This window comes from Anaeromyxobacter paludicola (assembly GCF_023169965.1).
Taxonomy (GTDB): domain Bacteria; phylum Myxococcota; class Myxococcia; order Myxococcales; family Anaeromyxobacteraceae; genus Anaeromyxobacter_B; species Anaeromyxobacter_B paludicola.
In genome coordinates, this window is sequence record NZ_AP025592.1 from 742,912 (window position 1) to 768,534 (window position 25,623).

The following is a 25,623-nucleotide window of genomic DNA, read 5'->3' on the forward strand; positions in this document are numbered from 1 at the left end:
GGAGGGGCGCGCGACGGGCGGCCCGCCGCGCGCGGTCAGAAGTTGATGGTGACGATGAGGGTGTCGGCGTAGCTGCCGGCCGACACGTCCTGGAGCGGCGGGACGCAGGTGTAGAAGCTCAACGTCTGGTTGTGGTCGCCGACGCCGGGGATCGCCTGCGAGGGCTGGTCGCTCCAGACCGAGGTGCAGGCCGCGTCGGTGTAGACGTTGTAGAGCAGCCGGTCGGCGCTCCCCGCCCTGGTCATGTAGCGGGCCGAGGCGTTCCCGGAGCTCCCGGCGCTGAGCGTCAGGCTCGGGCTCGCGGGCGGGGCGCAGTCGTAGCTCAGGGTGGAGCGGAGCTGCTGGCGGGCGGCGCTGAAGGTGTCGTAGCGCGCGAACGACACGGCCGTGGCGCCATTCACCTTGCAGCTCGCGGCGCGCGCCGTCCCCGCCGTCGCGAAGGCGGCCGCGCAGGCGGCGGCGAGCAGGATTCTCTTCGGCGACATGGCGCGCGGGGCGGCGGTCCCGGGCAACGAGATACGCCGGAACTCCCCGCCAGCGCAAGCTTTCGGCCGGCGCGGAGTGGGTGCGGGTGGCAGGGCCGGCGCGAAGGACCGACGCGTGCGCCGCCGGCTCCCGCGGCACCACATGAACGCGCGTCCGGAGCCATGGTCATGGCGCTGCCGTGTTTTTGACTTGGGGGTAGGGTCCGCTACGTTGTCGCTCGTCAACTGGCCGCTCTCGGCCAAGGAGTCACCCGTGAAGATCCCTTCCAAGCTCGCCCTCGCCGCTCTCGCCGCCCTGGTCTCCGCCGGCAACGCCCGCGCCGCCGGCACCGCCACCGCCAACGTCGCCGTGAACGCGACCGTGATCACCAGCTGCAGCATCACCGGCGGCAGCGTCGCCTTCGGGAACTACGACCCGCTCGCCGCCGGGAACGTGGACAAGCAGGGCACCATCAGCGTGAACTGCAACAAGGGCACCGCCTTCAGCGTCACCCTCGACCAGGGCGCGAACGGGAGCGGCGCCGTTCGCAACATGAAGGGCGCCACCACGGGCAACACCGACCTGCTGCCGTACGAGCTCTACACCGACAACGCCCGCGGCACGGTCTGGAACGCGACCAACAAGATGACCGGGACCGCGGCCAACAAGAACACCGCCGTCCCCTTCACCGTGTACGGCCGCATCGCGGCCGGCCAGGACGTCCAGGCCGACACCTACGGCGACACCGTGGTCGCCACCGTCACGTTCTAGGGGCCCCTTGGTCCACCGCCGCACGCTGCGCCGTCTCCGGCCGCTGGCCCTCGCCGCGCTCGCCGTCCTCCTCCTGCCGGGAGGGCGCGTCCGCGCGGCGGGGCTGGTGGTGAACCCGATCCTGGTGCGGCTGACGGCCGACGAGCGGAACGCCGTGGTCTCGGTGACCAACGACGAGCCCGAGCCGGTCCGCTTCAAGGTCTCGGTGCTCGCCTGGCAGGAGTCGAGCAGCGGCGAGATGCAGCTCGCGCCGGCGGAGGACGTGGTCTGGTTCCCGCAGCTCTTCACCCTGGCGCCCAAGGAGAGCCGCAACCTCCGGGTCGGCACCACCCAGCCGCCCGGGGCGCGCGAGCGGAGCTACCGGCTGTTCGTGGAGCAGCTCCCGCCGGCGGAGAAGCCCGGCGGCCCGAGCGCGGTGCGGGTCCTGTCGCGCGTCGGGATCCCGGTCTTCGTCGAGCCCGCCCAGGCCGCGGCCCGGCCCGAGATCGACGGCGTCGAGGTCCGCGCCGGCCGGGCCAGCTTCGTCCTGCGCAACCGGGGGAACGCGCACTTCCGGCCCACGAGCCTGAAGCTCCAGGCGCGCGGCGCCGCGGGCGAGGTGCTGCACGTCCAGGACTTCAATGGCTGGTACGTGCTCGCCGACGGCGAGCGCCGCTACGACGCGGCCCTGCCCGCCGGCATCTGCGCGCAGGTCCGGAGCGTCCGGGTCGAGGCGGTGCTCGGCGACAAGCCGGTGAGCGCCGAGGCCGCGGCTCCCCATGGCGGCTGCGCTCCGTAGCCACGTCGCCGCCCCGCTGGCGCTGACGCTCGCGCTGCTCGCCGTGCCCGCCGCGCCCGCGGCGGCCGAGGAGTGGGCCGCCGCGCCCCTGGAGCTCAAGGTCAACGAGGTCGCGCAGGAGGGCGTCGTCACGGTCCTCCTCGGCGCCGACGACGTGCTCCTGCCGCTCGACGTGGCCACGAGGCTGCACCTCGAGCGGCTCGGCCGGCGGCTCCTCGTCCGCGACGCCCCCTGGCTCTCGCTCCGCTCGATGGCGCCCGAGGTGCGCTACGAGCTCGACGAGCCCGGGCTCGCGCTCCGGCTGACGGTCGATCCCCGGCTGCTCGGGGCCGCGGTCATCGACTTCGCGCCCCTGCAGCGGCCGGCCGGGCTCGTGCTGGGCGAGGCCCGCAGCGCGTTCCTCAACTACTCCGTCCAGGGCCGCAGCAACGACCAGGTGGACGCGGCGCTCGAGGGCGGGGCGGGCGCGGGCGGCCTCCTCTTCACGAGCGGCGTGAGCCGGAACCCGACGGCCGGGTGGGTGCGCGGCCTCTCCGCCCTGACCCTCGACGCGCCGGCCGCGCTCCGGCGCGTGACCGCCGGGGAGGCGGTCGCCTCCACCGGCCCCCTCGGCGGCAGCGCCGTCCTGGCCGGCCTCGGGATCTCCCGGGAGTTCTCGCTCGACCCGTACTTCGTCCGGGGGCCGCTGCCGAGGACGACCGGCCTCGCGACCACCCCGTCCACCGTGGACGTCTACGTGAACGGCGCCCTGGTGAAGCAGGTGCCGGTCGCGCCGGGCACGTTCGAGCTCGCCAACCTCCCGGTCACCACCGGCAACGGGAACATCCGGACCGTCGTGCGCGACGCCTTCGGGCGGGCCACCGAGCTCGACGCCCGCTACTACTACTCGTCGGGGCTCCTCGCGAAGGGGCTCGACGACTACGCCTACCAGGCCGGCCTGCTCCGCCAGAACTTCGGGCGGGAGAGCTTCGACTACGGGGGGCTCGCCTTCGCGGCCCGCCACCGGTGGGGGCTCACGGAGCACCTCACGGCCGGGTACCGGCTGGAGGGCACGACCGATCGCGTGAGCGGCGGCGTCACCGCCACCGCCGCGCTCTGGCTGGGAGAGCTGGAGGCCTCCGCCGGCGCGAGCGGGTCGGACCGGCACGGCGGCGGCGCGGGCGCGCTCTCGTGGTCGTACCGCGGGCGGCAGCTCGGGGTCGGCGGCTACGTCCGGGCGCAGACGGAGCGGTACGCCACGCTCGCCGCCACGGCGCTGGACGACCGCCCCCTGCTGCAGGCCGGCTCCTTCGTCGGCGTCCCGCTCGGCGACAAGGCCACGCTCAACCTCGAGTACAGCGCGTCGCACTACCGCGACGCCGGCAACCTGGACGCGGTGCTCCTGCGAACCGACTTCCGGCTCGGCGCCCGGGCGTCGCTCCTCGTCGGCGGCGGCTGGTCGCGGTCTCCCTCGAGCGGCGCGGCCTTCTCGGCGTCGGCGATGCTGAGCTGGTCCTTCGGCGCCGGGACGCTCGGGGATCTGAGCGCCGACTCCGCCAACGGCGGCGCGGCGTCGGTCGGGCTGCAGCGCAGCCTCCCGCTCGGCGAAGGGTACGGCTACCAGCTCCGGGCCGGGCAGGGCGACTCGAGCGGGCTCGCGAGCGGGGACCTCCAGTACCAGGGGCGCTACGGGCGCTACGAGGTGACCTACGACCGGCGGGGCGGGGGATCCCTCGCGTCCGCCACGGTGGCGGGTGGGCTCGTGGCCATCGGCGACCGGGTCCTCCCGACGCGGCCGGTCCAGGACGGCTACGCGCTGGTCCAGGTGCCGGGGGTGGAGGGGGTGCGGGCCTTCCTGGAGGGACAGGAGGTGGGGCGGACCGACGCCCGCGGCGACCTGCTCATCCCCAACCTCCAGGCGTACTACGGCAACCACGTCTCCATCCGAGCCACCGACGTGCCGATGACCTTCGACGTGCCCCGCTCCGAGCTGCTGATCGCCACCCCGGTCCGCGGCGGCGCGCTGGCGAGGTTCCCGGTCGAGCCCATCCAGATGGTCGGCGGCGAGGTCCGGCTCGAGGGCCGGCCGGAGGAGCGCCCCGCCTACGGCGAGCTGACGATCCGCGAGGGGGAGCGCGTCTGGTCCTCGCCCATCGAGAAGAGCGGCCGGTTCTCCTTCGAGCGGCTCCCGCCCGGCGCCCACCGCGCCGAGGTCGAGTGGCGCGGCGGCCGGTGCGAGGCGCTGCTCCTCGTCCCCGACACGCGCGATCTGATGGTCGAGGTGGGACGGGTCTCCTGCCGCGCGGCCGCCGCCGAGGTGGCGCAGCGGGTGATCCCCGTGGACCGCGCCGCTCCGTGACTCTCCGTCTCGACGCGCCGCGCCACACTGGCGGTGCATCCGGGGCGCTTCTCGGCTCACCTCGAAAGTGGTAGCTTGCCGCCGTCCTCCGGAGGGGGAGGCGCGGCCGGCGAGGCGCTGCATCCACTCGCAACCACGGCCGTTTCACGTTTCGGAAAGGACCTGCATGGCCGCCCACGATCCCGCCGCCGGCGAGAGCCTGCGCACGCTGCCCGGTGACGACGTCCGCCAGATCCTCTGGCGCTTCGCGGACCGCTTCGACCTGCAGATGGTGGTCCAGTCCACCCGCGCGGTGGCGCGCGGGCCGGTGGCCCGCCTGGTCGCGAGCGGCGGCCGCAACAGCCACGACTGGACGCCCGGGAAGAACGAACTGCTCCGCGCCTACGACGAGTCGGGCATCACCGCCGTCTTCATGGATCCCGAGCAGGGCGGGTTCATCGAGGGGCCGAAGAACCTGGCCCTCGCCCTCGTCGCCTTCGAGCTCGCCTGGGTGGACGCCGGGGCCGCCACCGGCGCGCTCGCCGGCAACCTCGCCCTCTCGCCCATCCACGAGCGCGGCACGAAGGCCCAGGCGGATCACTACATGGCGCTCGCCGCGCCGGCGAAGCCGGGCGAGGACCGCAAGCCCTGGCGTGGCGCCTTCTGCCTCACCGAGCCGCTCCCGTACGTGGGCGTGGACACGGGCATGCTCTCGGGGAAGGCGACCATCGCCGAGTGGGAGGAGGGCAAGGAGCCCGTCCTCCAGATCGAGAAGCGCGGCCGCTTCATCACCAACATGGGGTTCGCCAACTTCGTCACCGCCGCGGTGGACTCGGCCGACCCGCGCCTCAAGGGGAGCTGCATCGTCATCCTCGAGGAGGGCGACCCGGGCACCTTCGACCGCGGCACGCCGACCCGGAAGATGGTCCACCAGCTCAGCTCCACGAGCGACCCGATCTTCAGCCTGCGCGTGCCCGCCTCGCGGATCGTCGGCGGCTACGAGGTGAAGGACGGCGTCATCGTGCCGCGCTGGGACCACGGCGAGATCATCGAGGCGGTGTTCAAGCGCACCCGGGTCGGGGTGGCGGTGATGACCGCCGCGAAGCTCCTCAGCGCCGTCGAGCCGGTCATCCGGTACCAGCGCGGCCGCTTCCGCGGCGCCGAGCAGACGAAGCCCGGCTCGCTCCGGCACGAGCTCGGCCTGCAGCAGCGCGAGGACGCGCTCCACCGGCTCACCGACGTCTGGGCCACCGGCGAGGCGGCGGCGTCGCTCGCCTTCGCCGCGGCGCGGCTCTACGACGAGGTGGACCCGCTCGAGCGGCGCAAGTCGGAGCTCCTCGCCCAGGCCGGGGTGGGGGGCGGGCGCGCCGAGTTCGCCTATCTGAAGAAGGTGAACGAGCGCGCCATCGAGTACCTCTCGCTCTCGCGCCTGCCGCAGGGCGAGCGCGACGAGGCGCGCCTCCTCGAGCTCGCGAACGACGAGCTGGTCCGCTTCGCGCTGGTGGACTCGGAGGCGGGCGTGCTCTGCCCGGCCGCGAAGCTGTGGTGCACCGGCCACGGCGCCACGGTCATGCGCGAGGCGGTGAGCCTCGTGGGCGGCTACGGCATCACCGAGGACTGCCCGGGCTTCCTCGGCCACAAGTGGATGGACGCGCAGCTCGAGGCCACCTACGAGGGGCCGGAGGCGGTGCAGCGGCGGAACCTCTCCGTCACCATGGCCCAGCCGCTCTTCCTCGAGCAGCTGCGCACCTGGGCCGGCGAGCTGCGCCGCATCGCCGCGGCGCGCCCGGGGACCGGGGCCTGCACCCTCGCCACCGCCTTCCGGCTCTGGCTCTGGACCTTCGACCACCTCACCACGGCGAAGGACGCCAACGGCGAGAAGCTCTACGTCGGCCCGCGCCAGGGCGTCACCTTCCGGCTCGCCGACGCGCTCTGCTGGCTCCTCGCCAGCCGGGCGCAGATCCTCGACCTGCTCGAGCTCGCGCGGCGCGGGCCCGAGAGCCCGCTCGCCGGCGAGGGCCTCCCCGGCCTGCTCGAGTTCCTGGGCGACCTCTGCCACGTGCAGGCCGCCGCGGCCGCGGGCGAGGTGGGCCGGATCTGCGCCGAGCTCACCTACGGCTACAACCGCCACCCGGCCTGGGACTCCGAGGCGCGCAGCGTCTGCTACGCCGCCGAGGACCTGGAGGCGCTGGAGGGGATCATCAGCGGCATGGCCGGCTGTGCGACGGACGTGATCGGCGAGGGCGGCGCGCACCCCGACAAGGCGGGCCCCTGCGCCAGCTGCCAGGGGCTGCACGACTTCGCCGCGCTCCGGATGAAGCTCGACGGCTGCCTCACCGGCGCCCAGCTCGCGAAGGACCGGGCGGCGCAGGCGCTCTCGAAGGTGATGATCCCCGAGGCCCTCGACTACCCGGCCTGAGGAGCGCGACATGGGCGAGACGGAATCGGCGGCCCCCGAGGCCGCCCGGCAGGAGCTTTCGGCCGACGTGGTCTGCGTGGGCTTCGGCCCGGCGATGGGCGGCTTCCTCACCACGCTGGCGCGCGGGGTGGTGAACCCGGACGGCAGCACGGCGGTGGAGAGCCGGGTCGCGCCGGGGCTGCCGCTGCAGGTCATCTGCTACGAGCGCGCCGACGACGTCGGCTTCGGCGTCTCGGGCGTGGTCACGCGGGCGCGGGCGCTGCGGGAGAGCTTCCCGGAGCTCGAGGCGGCGCAGATCCCGCTCGCGGCGCCCATCGCCGAGGAGCGGGTGCTCTACCTGCTCGATCCCATCGGCGCGAGCCGGCGATCCGCGACGCTGCGCGGGGCCGACCGGCTCCTCCGGGCCGCGCGCTTCGCCCTCCCGGTGGCGGACGAGGCGCTCGAGCTGCCCTGGACCCCCGAGTTCCTGCACAAGCGCGGCGGGATGGTCCTCTCGCTCGGCCAGCTCAACCAGTGGGTCGCCGGCCAGGTGCTGCAGACCGGCGCCGTCCAGATCTGGCCCGGCACCCCGGTCTCGCAGGCGCTCGTCGAGGGGCACGCGGTCACCGGTGTCCGGCTGGTGGATCAGGGCGTGAACCGCGACGGGACGCCCGCCGAGGGCTACCTGCCGGGCATGGACGTGAAGGCGGCGCTCACGGTGGTGGGCGACGGCCCGGTGGGCCCGGTGGGGCGGCAGCTCGACGAGGTCTTCGGGATGCCGGAGGGGCACCACGTCCGCGAGTGGGCGGTGGGCTGCAAGATGGTGGTGGACCTCGCGCCCGACCGGCCGGCGAAGCCGGGGACCGTGCTCCACACCTTCGGCTTCCCGGAGCCGGAGATCTTCGGCTTCCTCTACGTGCACCCGGGCAACGTCGCCTCGGTGGGCATCTTCGTGCCCTCCTGGTTCGACTGCCCGGCGCGGACCTCGTACCGCTACCTGCAGCACTACGTGCAGCACCCGGCGCTGCAGCGGTACCTCGCCGGCGCGACCCTCCGCTCCTGGGGCGCGAAGTCGATCCAGGAGTCGGGGCGGCGGGGCGAGCCGCGCCTCGCCGGCGACGGCTGGGCCCGCATCGGCGAGGGATCGGGATCGACCAACGTGCTCACCGGCTCCGGCGTGGACGAGGCCTGGGCCACCGGCGTGCAGCTGGCGCAGGGGGTGCTCGAGCTCTGCCGCAGCGGCAAGCCGTTCTCGCGCGAGAACCTCGAGGCGGCCTACGTGGCGCGGCGGCGCGGGAGCTGGGTGGAGGCGGAGGGGAGGGTGGCGGAGCGGGCCCGCGACGGCTTCGGCCAGGGGGTCGCGACCGGGCTCCTCGGCATGGCGCTCTCCGGCCTCACCGGCGGCAAGGTGAGCCTGGGCCCCGAGCCGGTGCCGCCGCACGAGCGGATCCAGGGCGTCGAGGGCTGGTACGAGGGGCGCATCCCCGCCGCCGAGGTGGCGGCGCTGCGGGCGGAGTGCGCCCGGAGCGGCCGCCCGCTCCACGACGCGCTGATGGACCGCGCCGGCTGGCCGCCCATCGCCTGCGACGGGAAGCTGCTCGTGTCGCACCAGGACGCGCTGCTGCTCGGCGGCAAGGTGCAGGCGCCGCCCGGCTACGCCGACCACGTGGTGTTCCTGCGCCCGGAGCTCTGCAAGGCCTGCGGCGCGCGGACCTGCGTCGCCATCTGCTCCGGCCAGGCGATCACCGACGTGCCGGACGGCGTCCCGGCCTTCGACCGGGAGAAGTGCGTCCACTGCGGCGCGTGCCTCTGGAACTGCTCGCAGCCGCTCGAGGACGGGAGCGAGCAGGGCAACGTCGCCTTCCTCGCCGGGGCCGGCGGGCTCCACTCGGCAGAGAACTAGGCTCACCCCAGGAGAGCGAGATGAACGGACTGCAGATCGTCGTCTGTGGGAGCGTGGTCCCCGACCCGCTCCAGACCCTCGAGCCCACGGCGGGCCCCGCCGGCCCGGTGCTCAAGAACGAGGCCATGCTCCCGGCGGTGCTCGACCCCTGGGCCGGCCACGCCCTCTGGGAGGCGGCCCACCTCGCGGCGGCGGTGCCGGGCTCCAAGGTCTGGCTCGTGGCCCTCGGCCCGAAGGCGAAGCTGCAGCAGGTGATGATGGTGGTGGGCCAGAAGGTCCCGTTCGAGCTCGTGGCCGTGGACGGGCCGGCGGGCGGGTTCACCGACTCGCACGAGACGGCGGCGGCCCTCGCCGAGGCGGTGAAGGCGATCCCGGGGCTCGACCGCTCGCGCCTGCTCCTCTTCGGCGGGTGGGAGTCGGCCGCCCGGGGCGCCGGGACCACGCTCGCGCTCGTCGGCGCGCGGCTCGAGATCCCCGACCTCTTCCTCGGCGTGGACGCGCTCGCGGTCCGCGAGGACGGCAGCCTGGAGGTGCTGGAGCGGATCGAGGGCGGGCGGCACCAGGTCTCGGTGTGCGCCGGGGCGCCCGCCGTGCTCGGCTGGGCCACCGGCAACCGGCCCGAGCCCCGCAACAACCCGCAGGTCGGCATGCTCAACATGCGCGGGATCCTGCCGGCGCTGCAGAAGGCGCGGCCGGCCCCGGCGCTCGGAGGCGGCGTCACCTTCGAGGCGGTCTCGCTGCCGAAGCAGCAGCGCGAGACCCGCGTGGTCAAGGACCTTCCGGCCGCCGAGATCGCGCGCGAGCTCGTGGCCTGGATCGAGAGCTAGGGAGGACGACATGGAAAAGGTGCTCTTCATCGCCCATCCGGACGCCGACGGGGCGCTGCCCCGCGCGGCCCTCGAGGCCCTCTCCGCCGCCCGCGCGCTCGCCACGTCGCTGGGCGCGCCGCTCACCGTGGGGCTCTTCGGGGCCGACCTCGCCCGCGCCGCCGCCGCGGTGGCGGGCGCCGGCGCCGACGCGGTCCTGGCCGCCGACGCCCCGGAGCTCGCCGCCGGGCGGGCCGCGGCCGACGGCGCCGCCTGCGAGGCCCTGTGCCGCGCCGCGCAGGCCACCCTCGTCGTCGCGCCCGGCACCTCGCGCACGGCGCGCGCCTTCCCGGGCGCCGCCTTCCGGCTCGGCGGCAAGGTGGACACCCACGCCACCGCGCTCGCCGCCTCGGGCGGCGCCGTCGCACTGACGCGCTGGTTCTACAAGCAGCGGATCGAGGCGCGGCTCACGCGCGCCGAGCGGCCCTGGCTCGTCCTCCTCGACGGCGGCTGCGCGCCGGCCCACGTCGCCGAGGGGAGCGCGCCCGCGCTGCAGGCCGTCCCGCTCGAGCTCGGAGAGGCGGCGAGGCGCACGCGGGTCGAGGGGGTGCGCGCGCCCGCGGCCGACGCCCAGACCATCCGCCCCGACGCGAAGCTCCTCTTCGTGGCGGGCGCCGGCTGGACGAAGAAGCAGAAGGATGGGCAGCCGCACCCGGCGGAGGCCGAGGCGCTCATCCTCGGCTTCCTCAAGGCCTCGAAGGCCTCGCTCGGCTCGTCCAAGTCGCTGGTGGACCAGACCGGCGAGGGGCAGGCGGTGCTCGGGTTCATGAGCCACCTCAACCAGGTGGGCCAGACCGGCTCGACGCCGCGCCACCCCAAGGGGCTCGCCACCTGCTGCCACGGCGAGGAGCCGCACGTGGTCGGCTGGCGCTTCGTCCACGAGCGCCGGGCGGTGAACCTCGACCCGGCCTGCGGCTGGGCGCGCGGCAAGGCCGACGTCCTCTACGTCGCCGACGCCTTCGAGGTGGTGCGCGAGCTGAACGCGCTGCTGGCCGCGAAGGGCGGCTAGCGGCGCGGTCCCGGAGCTACACCGGCTGGGCGCAGGCGCGGCAGCGCTTCGCCTCGGCCGGGATGAGCTCGAGGCACTGCGGGCAGGCCTTGGTGGCCGGCGCCGGCGGCGGCGCCTTCTCGTGGATCAGCGCCTTCACGATGAGGAAGACCACCCAGGCCACGATGACGAAGTCCACGCACCGGCCCGCGAAGTCGCCGAGCAGGAAGGGGCCGACCTTGGCGGTGCGCCAGTCGCCCGACGGCACGAGCAGCCCGACGATCGGCATGATGAGATCGTCCACCACCCCGCTGACGATCTTGCCGAACGCGCCGCCGATCACGACGCCGACCGCCAGCGCCAGGGCGTTCTGCTTGAGGAGGAAGGCCTTGAACTCACCGGCGAGGCGCGTGGCGCTCGCGACCGGGAGGCGGGCGGGACTGTGCGAGGACGTCGAGGGTGCCGTTTCCATGGCGTGAACTGTAGGCGGGCGGGCGGGCGACCGCTACGCGCGTTAGGTTGACCCCGAGCGCCCGCGTCGCGGGCCCAACCCCGGAGGGACACCAAGCCATGCCCGGCACCTACAAGAAGATCGAAGTCGTCGGAACCTCGCCCAACAGCTTCGCCGAGGCGGTGCGGAACGGGGTGGAGGAGGCCGGCAAGACCCTCCACCACCTCAACTGGTTCGAGGTGGTCGAGGAGCGCGGGGTGATCAAGGACGGCAAGGTCGCGGAATTCCAGGTGACCATCCGGATCGGCTTCAAGATCGAGGGCCACTGAGCGACCCGCGGCGGACCTTCCTCGGTTCCTCCTTTTCGGTCGGCTCTTTTTCGGCTAGAGCCTATGGGCCCGGACGGGTGCCGGGCCCCCGACAAGGAGACGTGAATGGCCGTCACGAAGGTCGACGTCGAGGAGCGGCTCCCGCTCCTCAAGAGCATCCCCCTCAGCCTGCAGCACCTGTTCGCCATGTTCGGCGCCACGGTGCTGGTGCCGTACCTCGTCGGGCTCGACACCTCGGTGACGCTCTTCTCGAGCGGCGTCGGGACGCTGCTCTACATCTTCATCACCAAGGGCAAGGTGCCGGCGTACCTCGGCTCCTCCTTCGCCTTCATCGGCGCCCTCACGGTGCTGCTCGGCGTGAAGCCGGGGCAGGTCGCCGACGCGAGCCACATCGCCACCGCGATGGGCGGCTGCGTGGTGGTGGGCCTCCTCTACATCCTGGTCGCGCTCGCCATCTACAAGTTCGGCACCGGCTGGATCGACAAGCTCCTGCCGCCGGTGGTCATCGGCTCGGTGGTGGTGGTCATCGGCCTCGGCCTCGCCCGCGTCGCGGTGGACATGGCGACCGGCGCGGCGATCGGCGGCTACAACTCGACCTCCTTCACGATCGCGCTCATCGCGCTCGGCATCGCCATCTGCGCCGCCGTCTTCCTGAAGGGCTTCCTCGGCGTCATCCCCATCCTCATCGGGATCGTCGGCGGCTACGCCGTGGCCCTCGCGCTCGGCAAGGTGGACTTCGCGCCGGTCGCCTCGGCGCAGCTCTTCGCCGTGCCCGGCTTCGTCCTGCCGAGGCTGAGCTGGGGCGCGGTCCTCGCCCTCGCGCCCATCTCGCTCGTCGTCATCACCGAGCACATCGGCCACCTCATCGTGACCAACAAGGTCTGCGAGCGCGACTTCTTCAAGGAGCCGGGCCTCCACCGGTCGCTCGCGGGCGACGGCGTGGCCACCGCGGTGGCCGGCATGATGGGCGGCCCCCCGAACACCACCTACGGCGAGAACATCGGCGTCATGGCCATCACGCGGGTCTTCAGCGTGTGGGTCATCGGCGGCGCCGCCGTCATCGCCATCGTGATGTCCTTCATCCCGAAGGTCGGCACCTTCATCCACACCATCCCGGTGCCGGTGATGGGCGGCATCTGCATCCTGCTCTTCGGGATCATCGGCTCGCAGGGCGTCCGCATGCTGGTCGAGGCCGGCATCGACTTCTCGCAGAAGCGGAACCTCATCATCGCCTCGGTGATCCTGGTGATCGGGATCGGCGGCGCCCACATCGACATCGGCGGGGTGACCTTCTCCGAGATGCCGCTCGCCACCTACGTGGGCATCCTCCTCAACCTGATCCTCCCGCACACCAAGGCGCTCGAGGGCCAGGCCCCCGTCGCCGAGCCGGACGTGTAGCGGGCGCCTTCCGGCGGCGGGCGGGGGTCAGTCCCCGGTCGCCGCCGGAGCCGCGTGCGCCGACGGGCGCCGCCCCGAGCCCCCGAGGCGCGCCCGCACGTGCTCGAGCAGGGCGCGCGCCGGGCAGTCCTCGCCGCAAGCGGCGCGCGTGAGCCCCCGCAGGAGGGCACGGCCCGCGCCGGCTCCGCCACAGCACGCGTTCCAGTGGCAGCGATCGCCGGAGCGCGGCTTCGGCCCGGTGCTCGCCCCCCGCGGCAGCGCCGCGAGGTCGAGCTCCTCCAGCCTGCAACATCCCGCCCCGCCGCCGAGCTCCACCTTGCCGTCCACCCGGACGGTGAGGGCCTCGCCCTCGCGGGGCCCGCCTCCCTGCGGCCGCTCGGCCAGGACCACCAGGTCGCGGAGGTCGGGCAGGTGGAGCCTGGAGGGCGCCAGCTCGAGCCAGGCGTCGAAGAGGCGCGCCAGGAGCTGCGCGGCCCGGGCCGGGTCGAGCGGGTCGTCGCCGCTCTCCGGGAGCGCCGCCGGCCGGAACGACAGCTCGGGCACGCCGGCCCGCTCGAACGAGCGGAGCGCGCGGGCGGGATCGGCCGCCACGTGCTCCAGCCCGGCGAGGACCCGGAACGCGACCGAGCGCGGGCGGAGCCGCCGGGCGGCGCGCAGGGCGCCGGCGCTCGCCGCCTGCTCGTCCTCCCACGGCTCCGCGCCCGCTGCGCCCGGCAGCCGGAGCGAGACCTCGAAGCGGCGCGCCGAGAGGAAGTCGGCCCACGGGTCGTCGAGCAGCGCGCCGGAGGTGACCACCTCGTTCTCGAGGCGCTGCCCGGGCCGGGCGAACTCCTGCTCCAGCGCGACCGCCTTCTCGTAGAACCACCGTCCCGCGGAGAGCGGCTCGGCCCCGTCCCAGACGAACCGGACCGGGCTGGGCGTGGATCGGAGCACCCGGTCCACCGCGCTCGCCAGCACCCGGAACGGCATCTGGTGCGGCGCGCTGTCCCCGTCCCCGTCTCCGGGCGGCGGGCGCGAAACCTCCAGGACCACACGCGTCGGCGCGGTCTGCACGGCTCCCCCTCTAAACGAACGTTTCGCGAGACAGGGTCGGGTATCGGGACCGCCCCGTCGAGGTACCTGTTGGGGTGCCGCCAAGGACTCGACCGGGACCGGTCCGCGGCGCAGTCGGACCCGCTGCCGAAGGAGGGCACCCAGCCCCACATTGCCGAGGTCCACGCGGGAGGTGCGCGATGTGGGGTCGAGAGAGGCGGGCCGGGAGCTGGGCGGGGGACGCGCTGCTGGGAGCGCTCGGAGGGCTCGCCGCGTCCTGGGTGATGGATCGGGTCCAGGCGAGCGTGCTCCAGCGGCTCGGCACCGAGGAGACCCGCCGGAGCGAGCGCGAGGCCTCTGGATCGGGGGAGCCGGCCACCTACCGGGCGGCGGAGGCGCTGGCGCGACCCTTCGGGATCCCGCTCGACGGCCGGCGCAAGGCGCTCGGGGCCGAGGTCGTCCACTACGCCACGGGCGCGGGGTGGGGGGCGCTGTACGGGATCGCGGAGCACCGGCTCGGCTGGCCGACCCTGCTCTCGGGCGTCGCCTTCGGGGCGCTGGTGTTCGCGCTAGGCGACGAGCTGATCGTCCCGCTCCTCGGCTGGGCGGGAGGCCCGAGGCGGTATCCCGCGTCGGTGCACGGCAAGGCGCTCGCGGCCCACCTCGTGTACGGGGCGAGCACCGCCGGGGCGTGGCGGACGCTCTCCGGCGCCCTTCACTTGTAGTCGGTGAGGTGGCGCCGGGTGGCCTGGCGGCGCGGCTCGCGCTTCGCCTGGCACTCGGCGCAGAGGGGCGCGTAGGGCATGACGGCGAGCCGCTTCGCCGGGATCTCCTCCTCGCAGTCCTCGCACAGGCCGAAGTCCTCGGGCGCGGCGTCGAGCTTGTGCAGCGCCTTGTCCACGAGCGCGAGGAGGTCGGACTGGCCGCGGTTTCGGGCCGAGGCGAGCGACTGGAGCATCTCGGACAGCGCCTGCGCGTCCTCGTCGGCGACGCCGGTGGTGGCGGGGTCCTGGCGGTTCGGCTCGATCCGGGCCGGACCGGCGCGCACCAGCTCCTCCCGGAGCCGGAGCAGGGCGGCGCGGACGGCGGCGAGCTTCTTGGGAGTCATGTATCGGAGCCTCCCCTGAAATTGGCGGTAGAGCAGGGGAATCGAACCCCCCAACAGCGCCTCTCAGCACCATTCACCGGTTTTGAAGACCGGGCCCGGCACCAGCCTGGGAAGCCCTACCACCGCCGGGTTTATGCGGCGGGCGCTCCCCGGTCAAGCGCGGGCTCGCTACCTCGACGCCTTCGACCACTTGGAGGGGCGGGAGCCGGCGACCGCGGGGGCGTGCTCGTCGCCGTAGGGGTTGAGCCGGTGCCCCTGCCGCTCGTGCGGCATCGCCGCCCGCAGCGAGCGGAAGTACTGCATGGGCGAGTAGAAGACGAAGTTGGAGACCCGGCTCGTGTAGAGGCAGGCGTAGTCCTCGATCTGTTCGCCGAAGCGCGAGTTCTCGTTCCCTTCCTTGAAGGTGAGCCCCCAGTAGCGGTTGTAGCCCTCCTCGATCTGGCCCTGGAGGGCCTCGATGCGGGCGTTGGCGTCGCGGACCGCGTGGCGGAGCTGCTCGAGCTCGTGCTTCAGCTGGCGCCGCTCGGCGTCGAGCTCCTCGCGCGCGCCGGGCGGCAGGGCCTCCCGGTCGAGGCGCCGGTCGAGGGCGTTGAGGCCGGTGCGGTGGAGCGAGAGCTCGTCGTCCACGCGGGCCCGGAGCTCCTCGAGCCGCCCCAGCTCCGCGAGCCCCGCCTCGTTCCGCTCGAGCCAGGCCAGCTCCGGCTCGAGCTCCTGCACGATCATGCAGGTGCGCCAGAGCGAGCTGCGCTTGGTGCGCAGGATGTCGCCGTAGATGTGGTCGCCGACGTAGAGCACCCGGTCGCCGCCGATCCCGACCAGCTTCTCGAAGGTGGCGAGGTCGCCGCCCTCGTAGAGGCGGCCGCGCTCCAGGCTGCGCGCCTCGCCGGCGCGGGCGAGGTCGGGACCGACCTCGAAGAGCGGCCGCCGGTCCGCGAAGAAGCCGGGCTTCCCGGCGCCGGTGATGACCACGTCGAAGTAGTTCCGCCAGCTCGGGTACTCCGGGAGCACGCCGTCGAGGATGTGCGTCATCACCGCGTCGGTGTAGTCGGCGAGCGAGTTGGTGAGCAGGAAGAGCTTCTTGCCGCCGGAGCGGAGCTTGTGCAGCGCCGGCCCGAGCTCGAGGTCCTTCACGAGGTACCGGGCGAGGTCCCGCTTCACGATCTCCTTGAGCGTCCCGTCGCGGTGGACGGTGTCGATCGACTCCCGGATGTCCTCGTAGAGCTTCCCGTAGTCCACCCGCTGCCCCTGCCCCTCGAGCAGCTCGATGATCTCGGCGAAGAGCGCGGCCTCCGGCAGCGCGAAGAGGGTGTCGATCCAGGCGAAGCGCGGCAGCGAGAGGTGGATCTTCTCGTCCCGGTAGAGCCGGCGCATCTCCTCGTGGGGCAGCGGCCGCCGGCCGTGGTAGCAGCGGCCGCAGTGGTTGTGCCGGTCCATCTTGAAGATGTTCCCGGTCTGCTTGTCCATCACCAGCCCGCGGATCACGAACTCCGCGTCGTACCGGATCGATCCGACCGCCGGCGGGTAGCCGAGCTGGGACACCATCCGCGCCAGCGTCAGCTCGAAGGCGAGCTCCTCGAGGTGGCGCAGCTGGTAGATGGCGAGCGTGTAGTCCATGTCGAACCCGACGAGCTCGACCTTGTCCATCCGCAGGTTGCGGTTGACGAAGATCTGCCGCGCCCGCGGGACCTCGCGGTGGCCGGGGTGCGGCCGGGCGAGGAGCGCCTGCAGCTCGGGATCGTCGTAGGCACGTCCGGGGGAGGCGGTCGCGTCGAGCGGGGCAGGAGGAGTCGCCATCTCGCGACGAGATAACCCGCGTCAGGGTGCGCTACAAGCGCCACCCGCGTGCGGGTGCGCCACAAGCGCCACCCGCGTGCGGGGGCGCCGAAGGGAGCGCGCGAAGTTGACCGGGGGAGTCGCTGTGGCAGGCTGCCGGGATGGCTCGTCGCGCCCCCGCCACCCTCGAGGATCTGCTGGCCCGCCTGGCCTCGCTGGAGGAGCGCGTCGGCCGGATCGAGTCGGGGCGGGCGCCCAGGGGCGACGGTCGGGCGGCGAAGCCGCCGGAGCCGAAGCGGAAGGTGAAGCGCTGCCCGGGCTGCGGCCTGCCGCTCCGGCGGCGCGCGGGGCGCTGTGTCGAGTGCGGCCGCCCCGACTAGCTAGTCGCCGCAGAGCGAGCTGGTGCCGACGCCGAGCGCCTGCGCGATCGCCACCACCGTGGTGAACGGTGGGTTGCGGCCGCCGCGCTCGATGAGGCTGACGTAGGCCACGGAGAGATCGAGCGCCTCCGCCAGATCCTCCTGGGTGAGGCCGCGCTTGCGTCGGAGCAGCCGGATGCGGTCGCCCAGCTCTCGCAGCACCTCTCGCCGGGGGTCGCGCTGGGTCTTGGACTTCGTGGCCATCAGTGTGCCCTCGGTGGTTGACTTGACGTGTAGTCAGCCATCTGTCGTAGGGTCTTCTAGACCCTCCCCATCGCCGCGTCCACGGACCTTCGGTTTGAGCGGGCGCCTTTCATCCAATGGACGCGCCCACCGGTCGCCGCTATCTTGCGCGCCCGGAGGAGACACGTGCCTACACGTACACCCGGTCCGGTCCTGCCGCTCGAGCGCGTCATCGCCCACACCCTTCCGAACGGACTGCGCGTACGACTCCTCGAAGAGCGCTCCGCACCGACGGTGAGCTACTACACCTTCTTCCAGGTGGGCTCGCGCAACGAGCGGCTGGGGCTCACCGGGATCAGCCATCTCTTCGAACACATGATGTTCAACGGCGCTTCCAAGTACGGACCGAAGGAGTTCGATCGGGTGCTCGAGTCGCGCGGCGGAACCTCCAACGCGTACACCTCCAACGACCTGACCGTCTACCACGACGACTCCGCCTCCGACGCGCTGCAAACGATCGTTGACCTCGAGTCCGACCGGATGCGCTCCCTGGCGCTCACCCCGGAGACCCTCGAGCAGGAGCGCCAGGTGGTGAAGGAAGAGCGCCGGCTCCGGACGGACAACTCGACCTTCGGCCTGATGGAAGAGCAGCTCGAGTCGCTGGTGTTCCTCTCCCACCCGTACCGCTGGCCGGTGATCGGGTGGATGGACGACATCGAGCGGATCTCGCGCGAAGATTGCCAGGAATACTTCCGGACCTATTACGCCCCCAACAACGCGGCGGTCTACGTGGTGGGCGACCTCGACCCGCGCGCCACGCTGGAGCTCATCGAGCGCCACTACGGGGACATCCCCTCCGGGCCGAGGCCCCCGCCGGTCTGCAGCGGCGAGCCGACCCAAAGGGGCGAGCGCCGGGCGACCATCCGCTTCCCGGCCCAGGCCCCGGCGCTGCTGGCCGGCTGGCGCGCCCCCGAGGCCCGCAGCCCCGACGCCGCGGCCCTCGACCTGCTCCAGACCTGCCTCGCCGTGGGCGAGTCCTCGCGCCTGCGCCGCCGGATGGTGGAGCAGGACGAGGTGGTCGTCTCGGTGTCGGCGAGCTACGGCTGGCGGATCGACCCCGGCGTCTTCCTCGTCTTCGCCGAGGTGGCGCCAGGGGTGAAGCTGGAGCGCGCCGAGCGCGCGCTCTGGGAGGAGCTGGCGCGCGTCGCCGCCGGCGGCGTCTCGGCGGGCGAGCTGCGCCGGGCGAAGCGGCTCCTGCGCAGCGCGGTCCTGCACGAGCTCTCGACGCACAACGGCGTGGCCCACGCGCTCGGCCAGTCCGAGGCGCTCCTCGGCGACTGGCGCGAGGCCGGGCGCACGCTCTCGCAGTACGAGACGGTCACGGCGCGCGACGTGAAGCGGGTCGCGGCCAGCTGGCTCGATCCGACGAAGCGCTCGGTGGTGGTCCTCGAGCCGGAGGGTGTGCGGTGAGCGACGAGATCTCCCTGCCGCCGATCGTCGACGAGACGCTCGAGAACGGCCTCCAGATCATCCTGGCCCGCCGCGAGGGCGTGCCGCTCTGCGCGGTGCGGCTCCTGGTGCGGGCCGGCGCGGCGCTCGACCCGGCCGGCCGGCACGGCCTGGCGCACCTCGTGGCGCAGGCGGCGCGGCGCGGCACGGCCCGGCGCAGCGGGCGCGAGGTGGACGAGGAGGTCGAGGGGCTCGGCGCCGAGCTCGGCGCCGGCGCCGACGAGGACGCCAGCTACTTCGGCCTCTCCGCTCCCTCCGAGTTCCTCTCCGAGCTCATCGACGTGGTGGCCGACGTGGTCGCGGGCCCCACCTTCCCCGCGGGCGAGCTGTCGCGGATCCGGCGCCGCGAGGTGGCGTCGCTGGCGCACCTGCTCGACGAGCCGGGGGCGGTGGCCGATCGGGCCACCATCGCGGCCGTCTTCGGCAAGCACCCCTACGGCCACCCCGTGGACGGCCGGGCCCGCCACCTCGCGGCCTCGACCCGCGCCGACGTGACCGGCTTCCACCGGCGCTGGTTCGGGCCGCGCAACGCCGTGCTGGTGGTGGTGGGCGCGCTCGATCCGGCGGCCGCGCTCCGGCTCGTCCGGCGCAAGCTCGGCGGCTGGCGCTCGCCGGCCGAGCCCGCTCCGGAGCTCGGCGCCCCCGCCGACCCGTCGCGCGAGGTGGTGATCGTGGACCGGCCGGACGCGACCCAGGCGCAGGTGCGCGTCGCGGTCCCGGCCTTCGCGCGCGCCTCGCCGGAGTACTTCCCGGCGCTGGTGGCCAACGCGGTCTTCGGCGGGGGCTTCACCTCCCGCCTGATGGAGGCGGTGCGGGTGAACCGCGGGCTCTCCTACGGCGTGCGGAGCCGGTTCGCCGCGAGCCGCGCGGCCGGCTTCTTCTACATGTCGTCGTTCACCAAGAACGAGAGCGCGGCCGAGCTCGTGGAGCTGCTCCTCTCGGAGGCGGCCCGCTTCCGCGACGGCGGCCCGACCGAGGAGGAGCTGGAGCGGACCCGCGCCTACCTCTGCGGCCTCTATCCGCTCGCGCTCGAGACGCACGACCAGGTGGCGGACAAGCTCACCGAGGTCGCCCTCTACGGCGTCGATCGGGACGAGGTGGCGGGCTACCGGGCGCGGGTCCGCGCGGTCACGCCGTCGGACTGCGCCGAGGTGGCGCGGCGCCACTTCCCGGTCGAGCGCGGGGTGGTGGTGGCCGTGGGCCCGGCGCGGCAGCTCGAGAAGTCCTTCGCGCGCTTCGGCCCGGTGCGGGTCGTCTCCGGCAAGAGCCTCGTCTAGGTGAGCGGGCTCGAGCCCATCCTCATCGACGCGCACCTGCTCGCGGTGGCGAAGCCGCCGGGGCGCATCGTCATCCCGGGCCGGGGCGCGCCCGAGCCGACGCTGCAGGAGGAGCTGCAGGCGGTGCACGGCCGGCTCTGGGTGGTGCACCGGCTCGACCGCGGCACGAGCGGCCTGCTGCTCTTCGCCCGCAGCGCCGAGGCGCACCGCGCCCTGAGCCTCGCCTTCGAGGGCCGGGCCGTCGAGAAGCGGTACCTCGCGCTGGTGCGCGGCCTGCCGCCCGCCGCCTGGCGCAGCGAGGCGCCCATCGCCGCCGGGCGGAAGGGGCGGATGAAGGCCGTGGCCGAGGGCGACCCCCGCGGCAAGCCGTCGGCGACCGGCTTCCGCACGCTCGAGCCGCTCCCGGCGAGGCCCGGGAGCGGGCTGCCCGATCTCGCGCTCGTGGAGGCGCTCCCGGAGACCGGCCGCACCCATCAGATCCGGGTGCACCTCGCCGCCGGCGGGTTCCCGCTCGCCGTGGATCCGGCCTACGGCGAGGACGCGCCGCTCCGGACCGCCGCCGGCGAGCCGGTGCTGTCCCGCACGCCGCTCCACGCGGCCGGGCTGCGCCTCGCGCACCCGATCACGGGCGCCGAGCTGTCGCTGGAGGCGCCGCTCCCGCCCGACCTCTCGCGCGCCCTGGAGGCGGCGCGAGGCGGGTAGGGGGCCGGGCCGCTCAGGCCTTGCCGTGCACGAGCACCTTCACCTCGGTGCGGAAGGTGACGGACACCTTCCCGCCGTCCTTCACCTCGGAGACGAAGCCCAGGCCGAAGGTGGGATGCTCGATCACCTGGTCCACCCCGTAGGTGACCTTGGGCGAGTAGCGCTGGGCCGCGGCCATGTTCCGCTCGCGGAGCAGCTCGTCGAAGCCGATCACGACCTTCTGGGCGGCGGGCGCGCGGGCCGGCTTCCCGGCGGCCGAGCGACCGGCGCCGGCCGGCCTGCCGGCGGGGGCGCTGCGGTACTTGTGGACGCCGTGGCAGGTGTTGCACTCCACCTTCACGGGCTGGTCACCGAGCATCGCGATGACCGTGTGCGCGAGCGTGAGCCCGCACTTCGTGCAGAGACAATCGACTTCGCCGCCAACCTTCGCCATAGGGCGCGGCAGTATAGCGATCTCGCCGCGGAAGTGCGCGCGACGTCCGCTTGACCGGCGCGCCGGTTCGCGTCACCTTCTCCCACATGCCGATCCGGCCCACGCTCGCCACCGTCGATCTCGACGCCGTCGCCCATAACTACCGGCTCGCGCGCGCCTCGGCCGGCCGGCCCGCCATCGGGGTGGTGAAGGCGAACGCCTACGGCCACGGCGCGGTGCCGGTGGCGCGGCGGCTCGCGGCCGAGGGGGCGCCGTTCCTCGCGGTGGCCCTCGTGGAGGAGGGCGTCGAGCTCCGCGAGGCGGGGCTCGAGGTGCCCATCCTCGTGCTCGGCGCCGCCTACGGCGAGCGCTACGACCTCCTCGTCTCCCACCGGCTGACGCCGCTCGTCTTCCGCCGCGACCACCTCGCCGGCCTCGCCGCGGCGGCGCGGGCCGCCGGCGTGCGGGCGGCGGCCCACCTGAAGCTCGACACCGGCATGGGCCGCATCGGCCTCCCGCCCGGCGAGCTGGCGGCGTTCGTGGACGCCGCCCGGGCGGCGCCGGAGGTGGCCATCGAGGGGCTCTGCACCCACTTCGCCTCGGCCGACCTCGAGGACCGGGAGCTCACCGCGCTCCAGGTCCGGCGCTTCGACGACGCCGCGGCGGCCCTGCAGGCGGCCGGCCTGCCGCTCCGCTACCGCCACCTCGCCAACTCGGCCGGCACCCTGGAGTTCCCGGAGGCCTGGCAGGATCTGACCCGCCCCGGGATCATGCTCTACGGCTACGTCCCCTTCGCGCCGCCCGGCCCGGTGCCGCCCCGCGCCGCCGAGGCGGCCGCCGCGCTCCGCCCGGCGCTGCGCTGGACCACCGGGATCACCCACCTCAAGACGGTGCCGGCGGGCACCGCCGTGTCCTACGGGGGGCGCTGGGTCGCGCCCCGGACCTCCCGCATCGCCACCCTGCCGCTCGGCTACGCCGACGGCTACCACCGGCGGCTCTCCGGCCGCCCCGGCTTCGGCTGCGGGGAGGTGCTGGTGCGCGGGCGGCGCGCTCCCATCGCCGGCACGGTCTGCATGGACATGTGCATGATCGACGTGACCGACGTGCCCGGGGTGGAGCTCGGCGACGAGGTGGTGCTCCTCGGCACGCAGGGCGAGGCGCGCATCGACGCCGACGAGCTGGCCCAGAAGGCCGGGACCATCTCGTACGAGATCCTCTGCAACGTGGGCCAGCGGGTCCCCCGGGCCTACGTGGGGCAGGGCCGCTAGCCGAGAATGTTTCCCTCCGCCCCCGCGAGAAGGTAAGGGAGAGGGGCGGCCGGCGCGCGGCCGCCGAGGAGGGTGTCGGTGAGCAGGTTCCGGGCGGCGTTCGAGGACTTCGGCGAGCTCATCTTCTTCGCCGGCGAGGTCCTGGCCTGGACCTTCCGGCCGCCGTTCCGGCTCGCCCTGGTGGTGGGCCAGATGGCCGCCATCGGCGTCGGCTCGGTGATGATCGTCGGCGTGACCGGCACCTTCACCGGCATGGTGCTGGCCCTCCAGACCTACTACGCCATGCGCCAGCTCGGGGCCGAGGGGCTGGTGGGCGGCTCGGTCGCCATCGCGCTCGCCCGCGAGCTCTCGCCGGTGCTCACCGCGCTCATGATCGTGGGCCGCTCCGGCAGCGCCATCACCACCGAGCTCGGCACCATGCGCGTCACCGAGCAGATCGACGCCATGGAGACCATGGCGGTGAACCCTGTGCAGTACCTGGTGGTGCCCCGGGTGCTGGCGTCGATCGTGATGTTCCCGCTGCTCACCATGCTCTTCAACGTGCTCGGCTACGCCGGCGGCTACGCCATGGGGGTCGGCGTCTCCCGGATCCCGGCCGGCCCCTTCATCGAGCACACCCGCACCTTCGTGGAGCACAAGGACATCTTCTCCGGCCTCGTGAAGGCCGTGTTCTTCGGCTTCGTGGTGGCCCTCATCACCTGCTACCGAGGCTACCGGGCGAGCGGCGGCGCCAAGGGCGTGGGCGAGAGCACCACGCGGGCGGTGGTGATGTGCTCCATCGGCATCCTGGTGGTGGACTACCTCATCACCCTCGTCACGGTGGGAGGCTGAGCGTGATCGAGGTGGTGGACCTCTGGAAGTCCTTCGGCGAGAACCACGTCCTGAAGGGCATCGACTGCAAGGTCGAGAAGGGCACCACCTTCGTGGTGCTCGGCGGCTCCGGCTCGGGCAAGACCGTGCTCATGAAGCACGTCATCGGCCTGCTCCACCCGGATCGCGGGCACGTCAGCGTGAACGGCATCGACATGTCGTCGATCTCCGGGCAGGAGTTGACGCAGGCGCGCCAGATGTTCGGCATGGTCTTCCAGGGCGCCGCGCTCTTCGACTCGATGACCGTGTTCGAGAACGTCTCCTTCCCGCTCGTCGAGAAGCGGCGGCACATGAAGGCGGACGAGGTGCGCGCCCGGGTGGTCGAGAAGCTGCGGGTGGTGGATCTCGGCGAGGAGGTGCTGCCGCGGTGGCCCTCCGAGCTCTCCGGCGGCATGCGCAAGCGCGTGGCCCTGGCCCGCGCCCTCGTGACCGACCCGCAGGTGGTGCTCTACGACGAGCCGACCACCGGCCTCGACCCGATCACCACCGACTCGGTGGACAGCATGATCGACGCCGCGAAGGAGAGGCTGGGGGTGACGAGCATGGTCATCTCCCACGACATCGCCAGCGCCTTCAAGGTGGCCGACAGGCTGGCGGTGCTCTACGATGGCCACATCGCCGCGCAGGGCACCCCGGAAGAGGTGCGCCACAGCGACGACCCCTTCGTGCGCAAGTTCCTCTCCTACTGGTTCAAGAAGCAGTGAGGGCGCTCCCCCCCGGATGAACAAGCCGCTCCGAAACAAGGCCCTGGCCGTCGGGATCCTCGCCGCCGTGTGCGGCGTGGCCTTCCTCGTGGCGTTCACCTTCTTCAAGAAGGGCGGCTACTCCGAGAAGGAGAGCTACGTCGTCTTCGCCTACTTCGACGACGCCACCGGGCTCACCTGGAAGAGCCGGGTCGAGATCGCGGGCATCCAGGTGGGCGAGGTCGAGGCGGTGACCCTCGCCGGCGGGCGCGGCCGGCTCGACCTGCGCATCAAGCAGGACATCCCGCTGCGCGTGGACGCCTGCGTGACGAAGCGCTTCCCCTCGACGCTCCTGCCGGACGCGGTGCTCGAGGCGTCGCTCGGCTCGGCGAGCCTGCCGCTGCTCCGCGACCTCCCGGAGAAGGATCGCGAGGTGAAGTGCGTCCGCGAGGCGGCGAGCGTCGCCAAGCTCCTCGAGTCGGTCTCCAAGATCACGGTGGACCTGCAGACGGTCTCCGCCGGGCTCGCCGACACCGTCACCGGGACCCGCGGCTCGATCCGCCAGATCATCGAGAACCTGCAGAGCATCTCCAGCAACCTCGACACCGCGGTGGCCGAGAACACCCGGACCGTGAGCGACATCCTGCAGAACGCCGACTCGGTCTCGGCCGACCTGCGCCGCGTCACCAACACCGATCGCGACAAGTACATGGCGATCGCGAAGAACCTGCAGGACGCGAGCGAGCAGCTGAAGCAGGTGCTCGCCGGAGTGCAGGCCGTGCTCGGGACCCAGGGCGGCGTGCCGGGCGGGGCGGGCGCGCCCGGAGCACCAGGCGCGCCGGGCAGGCCGGCCGCCGCGCCGGGCGGCACGCGCCAGGCCGAGAGCGAGCAGATGAAGGGCGTCGCCCAGGCGCTCGCCAAGGTGAACGACAGCCTCGAGGACGTGAAGAAGATCTCGTCCAAGATGGCGGCGGGCGAGGGGGTCGCCGGCAAGCTCCTCACCGACGAGCGGCTCGGGAAGAAGCTCGGCAACGCCATCGAGGGCGCCTCGGACTACGTGGACCGGCTCACCCGGCTCAAGCTCGAGGTGGGGATGCGCTCGGAGTGGCTCCTCAACGAGCGCGGCTCGAAGACCTACTTCGGGCTCAAGATCCTGCCGCGGCCGGACAAGTACTACCTCTTCGAGATCATCAACGACCCGCGCGGCTACAAGAGCGTGGTCAACACCACGACCACCACCGAGACGCGCGACGCCGCCGGCAACCGGATCGGCTACCAGACCACCATCGCCAGCGCGACCACGCAGGACATCCAGCAGGTGCTCTTCTCGGCCGAGTTCGCGAAGCGGTTCGGGCCGGCCACCTTCCGCATCGGCATCATCGAGAGCTCGGGCGGCGCCGGCGCCGACCTGCACCTGCTCGACGACGCGCTCAAGATCTCGGTGAACCTCTACCAGTTCTCGCGCCCCGACCAGTCGGTCCTGCCGCGCGCCAAGCTCTGGGCCGACTACAGCCCGTTCCAGCACCTGTACCTGACGGTCGGGTCGGACGACTTCCTCAACGCCTGGCGCGCCGGCCACTACCCCGGCGGCCCCAAGTTCGCGCTCGGCAGCGACGTCTTCTTCGGCGCCGGCCTGTTCTTCACCGACGACGACCTGAAGGCGCTCTTCGGGGCGGTCGGCGGCGCGGTCGGATCGGTGAGCGGCGGCCGCTAGCGGCGGCCC

Annotated in this window: 25 protein-coding genes and 1 tRNA gene; 18 read left to right on the forward strand and 8 right to left on the reverse strand. The window is 73.4% G+C overall.

Translation table 11 applies throughout. From position 1 onward, the window contains the following. Positions 1–35 precede the first annotated feature (35 nt). Positions 36–485, reverse strand: a complete 450-nt coding sequence (locus AMPC_RS03365) for a Csu type fimbrial protein (RefSeq protein WP_248344326.1) — start codon at positions 483–485, stop codon at positions 36–38. Between the two features lie 253 nt (positions 486–738). On the opposite strand from AMPC_RS03365, the gene AMPC_RS03370 reads away from it, so the two are divergent. The 7 genes from AMPC_RS03370 to AMPC_RS03400 all read left to right on the forward strand — a co-directional run bounded on the left by AMPC_RS03370 (position 739) and on the right by AMPC_RS03400 (position 10,507). Continuing rightward, positions 739–1,236 (forward strand): Csu type fimbrial protein, encoded by a 498-nt coding sequence (locus tag AMPC_RS03370; protein ID WP_248344327.1) that lies wholly within the window; start codon positions 739–741, stop codon positions 1,234–1,236. 7 nt (positions 1,237–1,243) lie between these two features. Continuing rightward, positions 1,244–2,014 carry a fimbrial biogenesis chaperone gene (locus AMPC_RS03375; RefSeq protein ID WP_248344328.1) on the forward strand — a complete coding sequence of 257 codons (771 nt, stop codon included), beginning with the start codon at positions 1,244–1,246 and terminating at the stop codon, positions 2,012–2,014. Then, positions 1,995–4,352: a fimbria/pilus outer membrane usher protein gene (locus tag AMPC_RS03380; RefSeq protein ID WP_248344329.1), complete on the forward strand. Its 2,358-nt coding sequence runs from the start codon at positions 1,995–1,997 to the stop codon at positions 4,350–4,352. The genes AMPC_RS03375 and AMPC_RS03380 overlap by 20 nt, the downstream gene beginning before the upstream one ends. Positions 4,353–4,518: 166 nt before the next feature. Further along, entirely contained in the window at positions 4,519–6,750 is a 2,232-nt protein-coding gene (locus AMPC_RS03385) for an acyl-CoA dehydrogenase family protein (RefSeq protein ID WP_248344330.1), read from the forward strand. A gap of 10 nt (positions 6,751–6,760) precedes the next feature. Further along, complete coding sequence (locus tag AMPC_RS03390) at positions 6,761–8,632, forward strand: 4Fe-4S ferredoxin (protein ID WP_248344331.1); 1,872 nt, start codon at positions 6,761–6,763, stop codon at positions 8,630–8,632. 20 nt (positions 8,633–8,652) lie between these two features. Then, complete coding sequence (locus tag AMPC_RS03395; RefSeq protein WP_248344332.1) at positions 8,653–9,459, forward strand: electron transfer flavoprotein subunit beta; 807 nt, start codon at positions 8,653–8,655, stop codon at positions 9,457–9,459. 10 nt (positions 9,460–9,469) lie between these two features. Beyond that, positions 9,470–10,507 carry an electron transfer flavoprotein subunit alpha/FixB family protein gene (locus tag AMPC_RS03400; RefSeq protein ID WP_248344334.1) on the forward strand — a complete coding sequence of 346 codons (1,038 nt, stop codon included), beginning with the start codon at positions 9,470–9,472 and terminating at the stop codon, positions 10,505–10,507. A gap of 16 nt (positions 10,508–10,523) precedes the next feature. Here the strand turns inward: AMPC_RS03400 and mscL are convergent, their stop codons facing one another. Then, the gene (gene mscL / locus AMPC_RS03405) at positions 10,524–10,958 is read right to left on the reverse strand and encodes a large conductance mechanosensitive channel protein MscL (RefSeq protein ID WP_248344336.1); all 435 of its coding nucleotides are present in this window, start codon (positions 10,956–10,958) and stop codon (positions 10,524–10,526) included. Positions 10,959–11,056: 98 nt separating this feature from the next. Between mscL and AMPC_RS03410 the strand changes: the two genes are divergently transcribed. Continuing rightward, positions 11,057–11,266, forward strand: a complete 210-nt coding sequence (locus AMPC_RS03410; RefSeq protein ID WP_248344338.1) for a dodecin — start codon at positions 11,057–11,059, stop codon at positions 11,264–11,266. Between the two features lie 105 nt (positions 11,267–11,371). Continuing rightward, complete coding sequence (uraA, locus tag AMPC_RS03415) at positions 11,372–12,664, forward strand: uracil permease (RefSeq protein ID WP_248344339.1); 1,293 nt, start codon at positions 11,372–11,374, stop codon at positions 12,662–12,664. A 27-nt stretch (positions 12,665–12,691) separates the two neighbouring features. Here the strand turns inward: uraA and AMPC_RS03420 are convergent, their stop codons facing one another. Next, complete coding sequence (locus AMPC_RS03420) at positions 12,692–13,717, reverse strand: hypothetical protein (protein WP_248344340.1); 1,026 nt, start codon at positions 13,715–13,717, stop codon at positions 12,692–12,694. Between the two features lie 179 nt (positions 13,718–13,896). Here AMPC_RS03420 and AMPC_RS03425 point away from each other — a divergent pair, with 179 nt between their 5' ends. Beyond that, positions 13,897–14,421, forward strand: coding sequence for a DUF1440 domain-containing protein (locus tag AMPC_RS03425; protein ID WP_248344341.1), 525 nt, complete (start codon positions 13,897–13,899; stop codon positions 14,419–14,421). Here AMPC_RS03425 and AMPC_RS03430 read toward each other — a convergent pair. The 3 genes from AMPC_RS03430 to AMPC_RS03440 all read right to left on the reverse strand — a co-directional run bounded on the left by AMPC_RS03430 (position 14,412) and on the right by AMPC_RS03440 (position 16,598). Further along, on the reverse strand, positions 14,412–14,804 hold the full coding sequence (locus tag AMPC_RS03430; protein WP_248344342.1) for a TraR/DksA family transcriptional regulator: 393 nt from the start codon (positions 14,802–14,804) through the stop codon (positions 14,412–14,414). The genes AMPC_RS03425 and AMPC_RS03430 overlap by 10 nt on opposite strands. A 22-nt stretch (positions 14,805–14,826) precedes the next feature. After that, positions 14,827–14,925, reverse strand: a tRNA-Sec gene (locus AMPC_RS03435). A gap of 47 nt (positions 14,926–14,972) precedes the next feature. Then, positions 14,973–16,598, reverse strand: a complete 1,626-nt coding sequence (locus AMPC_RS03440) for an HAD-IG family 5'-nucleotidase (protein WP_248344343.1) — start codon at positions 16,596–16,598, stop codon at positions 14,973–14,975. A 140-nt stretch (positions 16,599–16,738) separates the two neighbouring features. Here AMPC_RS03440 and AMPC_RS03445 point away from each other — a divergent pair, with 140 nt between their 5' ends. Then, complete coding sequence (locus tag AMPC_RS03445; protein WP_248344344.1) at positions 16,739–16,957, forward strand: hypothetical protein; 219 nt, start codon at positions 16,739–16,741, stop codon at positions 16,955–16,957. On the opposite strand, the gene AMPC_RS03450 is transcribed toward AMPC_RS03445, so the two are convergent. Then, positions 16,958–17,200 (reverse strand): helix-turn-helix domain-containing protein, encoded by a 243-nt coding sequence (locus AMPC_RS03450; RefSeq protein ID WP_248344345.1) that lies wholly within the window; start codon positions 17,198–17,200, stop codon positions 16,958–16,960. Between the two features lie 141 nt (positions 17,201–17,341). Between AMPC_RS03450 and AMPC_RS03455 the strand changes: the two genes are divergently transcribed. The 3 genes from AMPC_RS03455 to AMPC_RS03465 are packed head-to-tail and all read left to right on the forward strand — an operon-like array spanning position 17,342 to position 20,667. Beyond that, the gene (locus tag AMPC_RS03455; protein WP_404800662.1) at positions 17,342–18,649 is read left to right on the forward strand and encodes a M16 family metallopeptidase; all 1,308 of its coding nucleotides are present in this window, start codon (positions 17,342–17,344) and stop codon (positions 18,647–18,649) included. Beyond that, the gene (locus AMPC_RS03460; protein WP_248344349.1) at positions 18,646–19,965 is read left to right on the forward strand and encodes a M16 family metallopeptidase; all 1,320 of its coding nucleotides are present in this window, start codon (positions 18,646–18,648) and stop codon (positions 19,963–19,965) included. The genes AMPC_RS03455 and AMPC_RS03460 overlap by 4 nt, the downstream gene beginning before the upstream one ends. Then, positions 19,966–20,667, forward strand: coding sequence for an RluA family pseudouridine synthase (locus tag AMPC_RS03465; protein ID WP_248344351.1), 702 nt, complete (start codon positions 19,966–19,968; stop codon positions 20,665–20,667). A gap of 13 nt (positions 20,668–20,680) precedes the next feature. Here AMPC_RS03465 and AMPC_RS03470 read toward each other — a convergent pair whose 3' ends face one another. Next, entirely contained in the window at positions 20,681–21,100 is a 420-nt protein-coding gene (locus tag AMPC_RS03470) for a hypothetical protein (RefSeq protein WP_248344353.1), read from the reverse strand. Positions 21,101–21,186: 86 nt separating this feature from the next. On the opposite strand from AMPC_RS03470, the gene alr reads away from it, so the two are divergent. The 4 genes from alr (at position 21,187) to AMPC_RS03490 (ending at position 25,614) form a co-directional block, all read left to right on the forward strand. Then, positions 21,187–22,347: an alanine racemase gene (gene alr / locus AMPC_RS03475; RefSeq protein ID WP_248344355.1), complete on the forward strand. Its 1,161-nt coding sequence runs from the start codon at positions 21,187–21,189 to the stop codon at positions 22,345–22,347. Positions 22,348–22,425: 78 nt separating this feature from the next. Next, on the forward strand, positions 22,426–23,178 hold the full coding sequence (locus tag AMPC_RS03480) for an MlaE family ABC transporter permease (RefSeq protein ID WP_248344357.1): 753 nt from the start codon (positions 22,426–22,428) through the stop codon (positions 23,176–23,178). Positions 23,179–23,180: 2 nt separating this feature from the next. Beyond that, positions 23,181–23,921 carry an ABC transporter ATP-binding protein gene (locus AMPC_RS03485; protein WP_248344359.1) on the forward strand — a complete coding sequence of 247 codons (741 nt, stop codon included), beginning with the start codon at positions 23,181–23,183 and terminating at the stop codon, positions 23,919–23,921. A gap of 16 nt (positions 23,922–23,937) precedes the next feature. Then, positions 23,938–25,614 (forward strand): MlaD family protein, encoded by a 1,677-nt coding sequence (locus AMPC_RS03490; protein ID WP_248344361.1) that lies wholly within the window; start codon positions 23,938–23,940, stop codon positions 25,612–25,614. The last annotated feature ends 9 nt before the right edge of the window (positions 25,615–25,623 follow it).

What these genes read in the sequence shown, in the direction of transcription:
- AMPC_RS03365 (WP_248344326.1), bottom strand. Translation starts at nt 485, where the DNA reads ATGTCGCCGAAGAGAATCCTGCTCGCCGCCGCCTGCGCGGCCGCCTTC.
- AMPC_RS03380 (WP_248344329.1), top strand. Translation starts at nt 1,995, where the DNA reads ATGGCGGCTGCGCTCCGTAGCCACGTCGCCGCCCCGCTGGCGCTGACG.
- AMPC_RS03385 (WP_248344330.1), top strand. Translation starts at nt 4,519, where the DNA reads ATGGCCGCCCACGATCCCGCCGCCGGCGAGAGCCTGCGCACGCTGCCC.
- AMPC_RS03390 (WP_248344331.1), top strand. Translation starts at nt 6,761, where the DNA reads ATGGGCGAGACGGAATCGGCGGCCCCCGAGGCCGCCCGGCAGGAGCTT.
- AMPC_RS03395 (WP_248344332.1), top strand. Translation starts at nt 8,653, where the DNA reads ATGAACGGACTGCAGATCGTCGTCTGTGGGAGCGTGGTCCCCGACCCG.
- AMPC_RS03400 (WP_248344334.1), top strand. Translation starts at nt 9,470, where the DNA reads ATGGAAAAGGTGCTCTTCATCGCCCATCCGGACGCCGACGGGGCGCTG.
- mscL (WP_248344336.1), bottom strand. Translation starts at nt 10,958, where the DNA reads ATGGAAACGGCACCCTCGACGTCCTCGCACAGTCCCGCCCGCCTCCCG.
- AMPC_RS03410 (WP_248344338.1), top strand. Translation starts at nt 11,057, where the DNA reads ATGCCCGGCACCTACAAGAAGATCGAAGTCGTCGGAACCTCGCCCAAC.
- uraA (WP_248344339.1), top strand. Translation starts at nt 11,372, where the DNA reads ATGGCCGTCACGAAGGTCGACGTCGAGGAGCGGCTCCCGCTCCTCAAG.
- AMPC_RS03425 (WP_248344341.1), top strand. Translation starts at nt 13,897, where the DNA reads ATGTGGGGTCGAGAGAGGCGGGCCGGGAGCTGGGCGGGGGACGCGCTG.
- AMPC_RS03430 (WP_248344342.1), bottom strand. Translation starts at nt 14,804, where the DNA reads ATGACTCCCAAGAAGCTCGCCGCCGTCCGCGCCGCCCTGCTCCGGCTC.
- AMPC_RS03440 (WP_248344343.1), bottom strand. Translation starts at nt 16,598, where the DNA reads ATGGCGACTCCTCCTGCCCCGCTCGACGCGACCGCCTCCCCCGGACGT.
- AMPC_RS03445 (WP_248344344.1), top strand. Translation starts at nt 16,739, where the DNA reads ATGGCTCGTCGCGCCCCCGCCACCCTCGAGGATCTGCTGGCCCGCCTG.
- AMPC_RS03450 (WP_248344345.1), bottom strand. Translation starts at nt 17,200, where the DNA reads ATGGCCACGAAGTCCAAGACCCAGCGCGACCCCCGGCGAGAGGTGCTG.
- AMPC_RS03470 (WP_248344353.1), bottom strand. Translation starts at nt 21,100, where the DNA reads ATGGCGAAGGTTGGCGGCGAAGTCGATTGTCTCTGCACGAAGTGCGGG.
- alr (WP_248344355.1), top strand. Translation starts at nt 21,187, where the DNA reads ATGCCGATCCGGCCCACGCTCGCCACCGTCGATCTCGACGCCGTCGCC.
- AMPC_RS03490 (WP_248344361.1), top strand. Translation starts at nt 23,938, where the DNA reads ATGAACAAGCCGCTCCGAAACAAGGCCCTGGCCGTCGGGATCCTCGCC.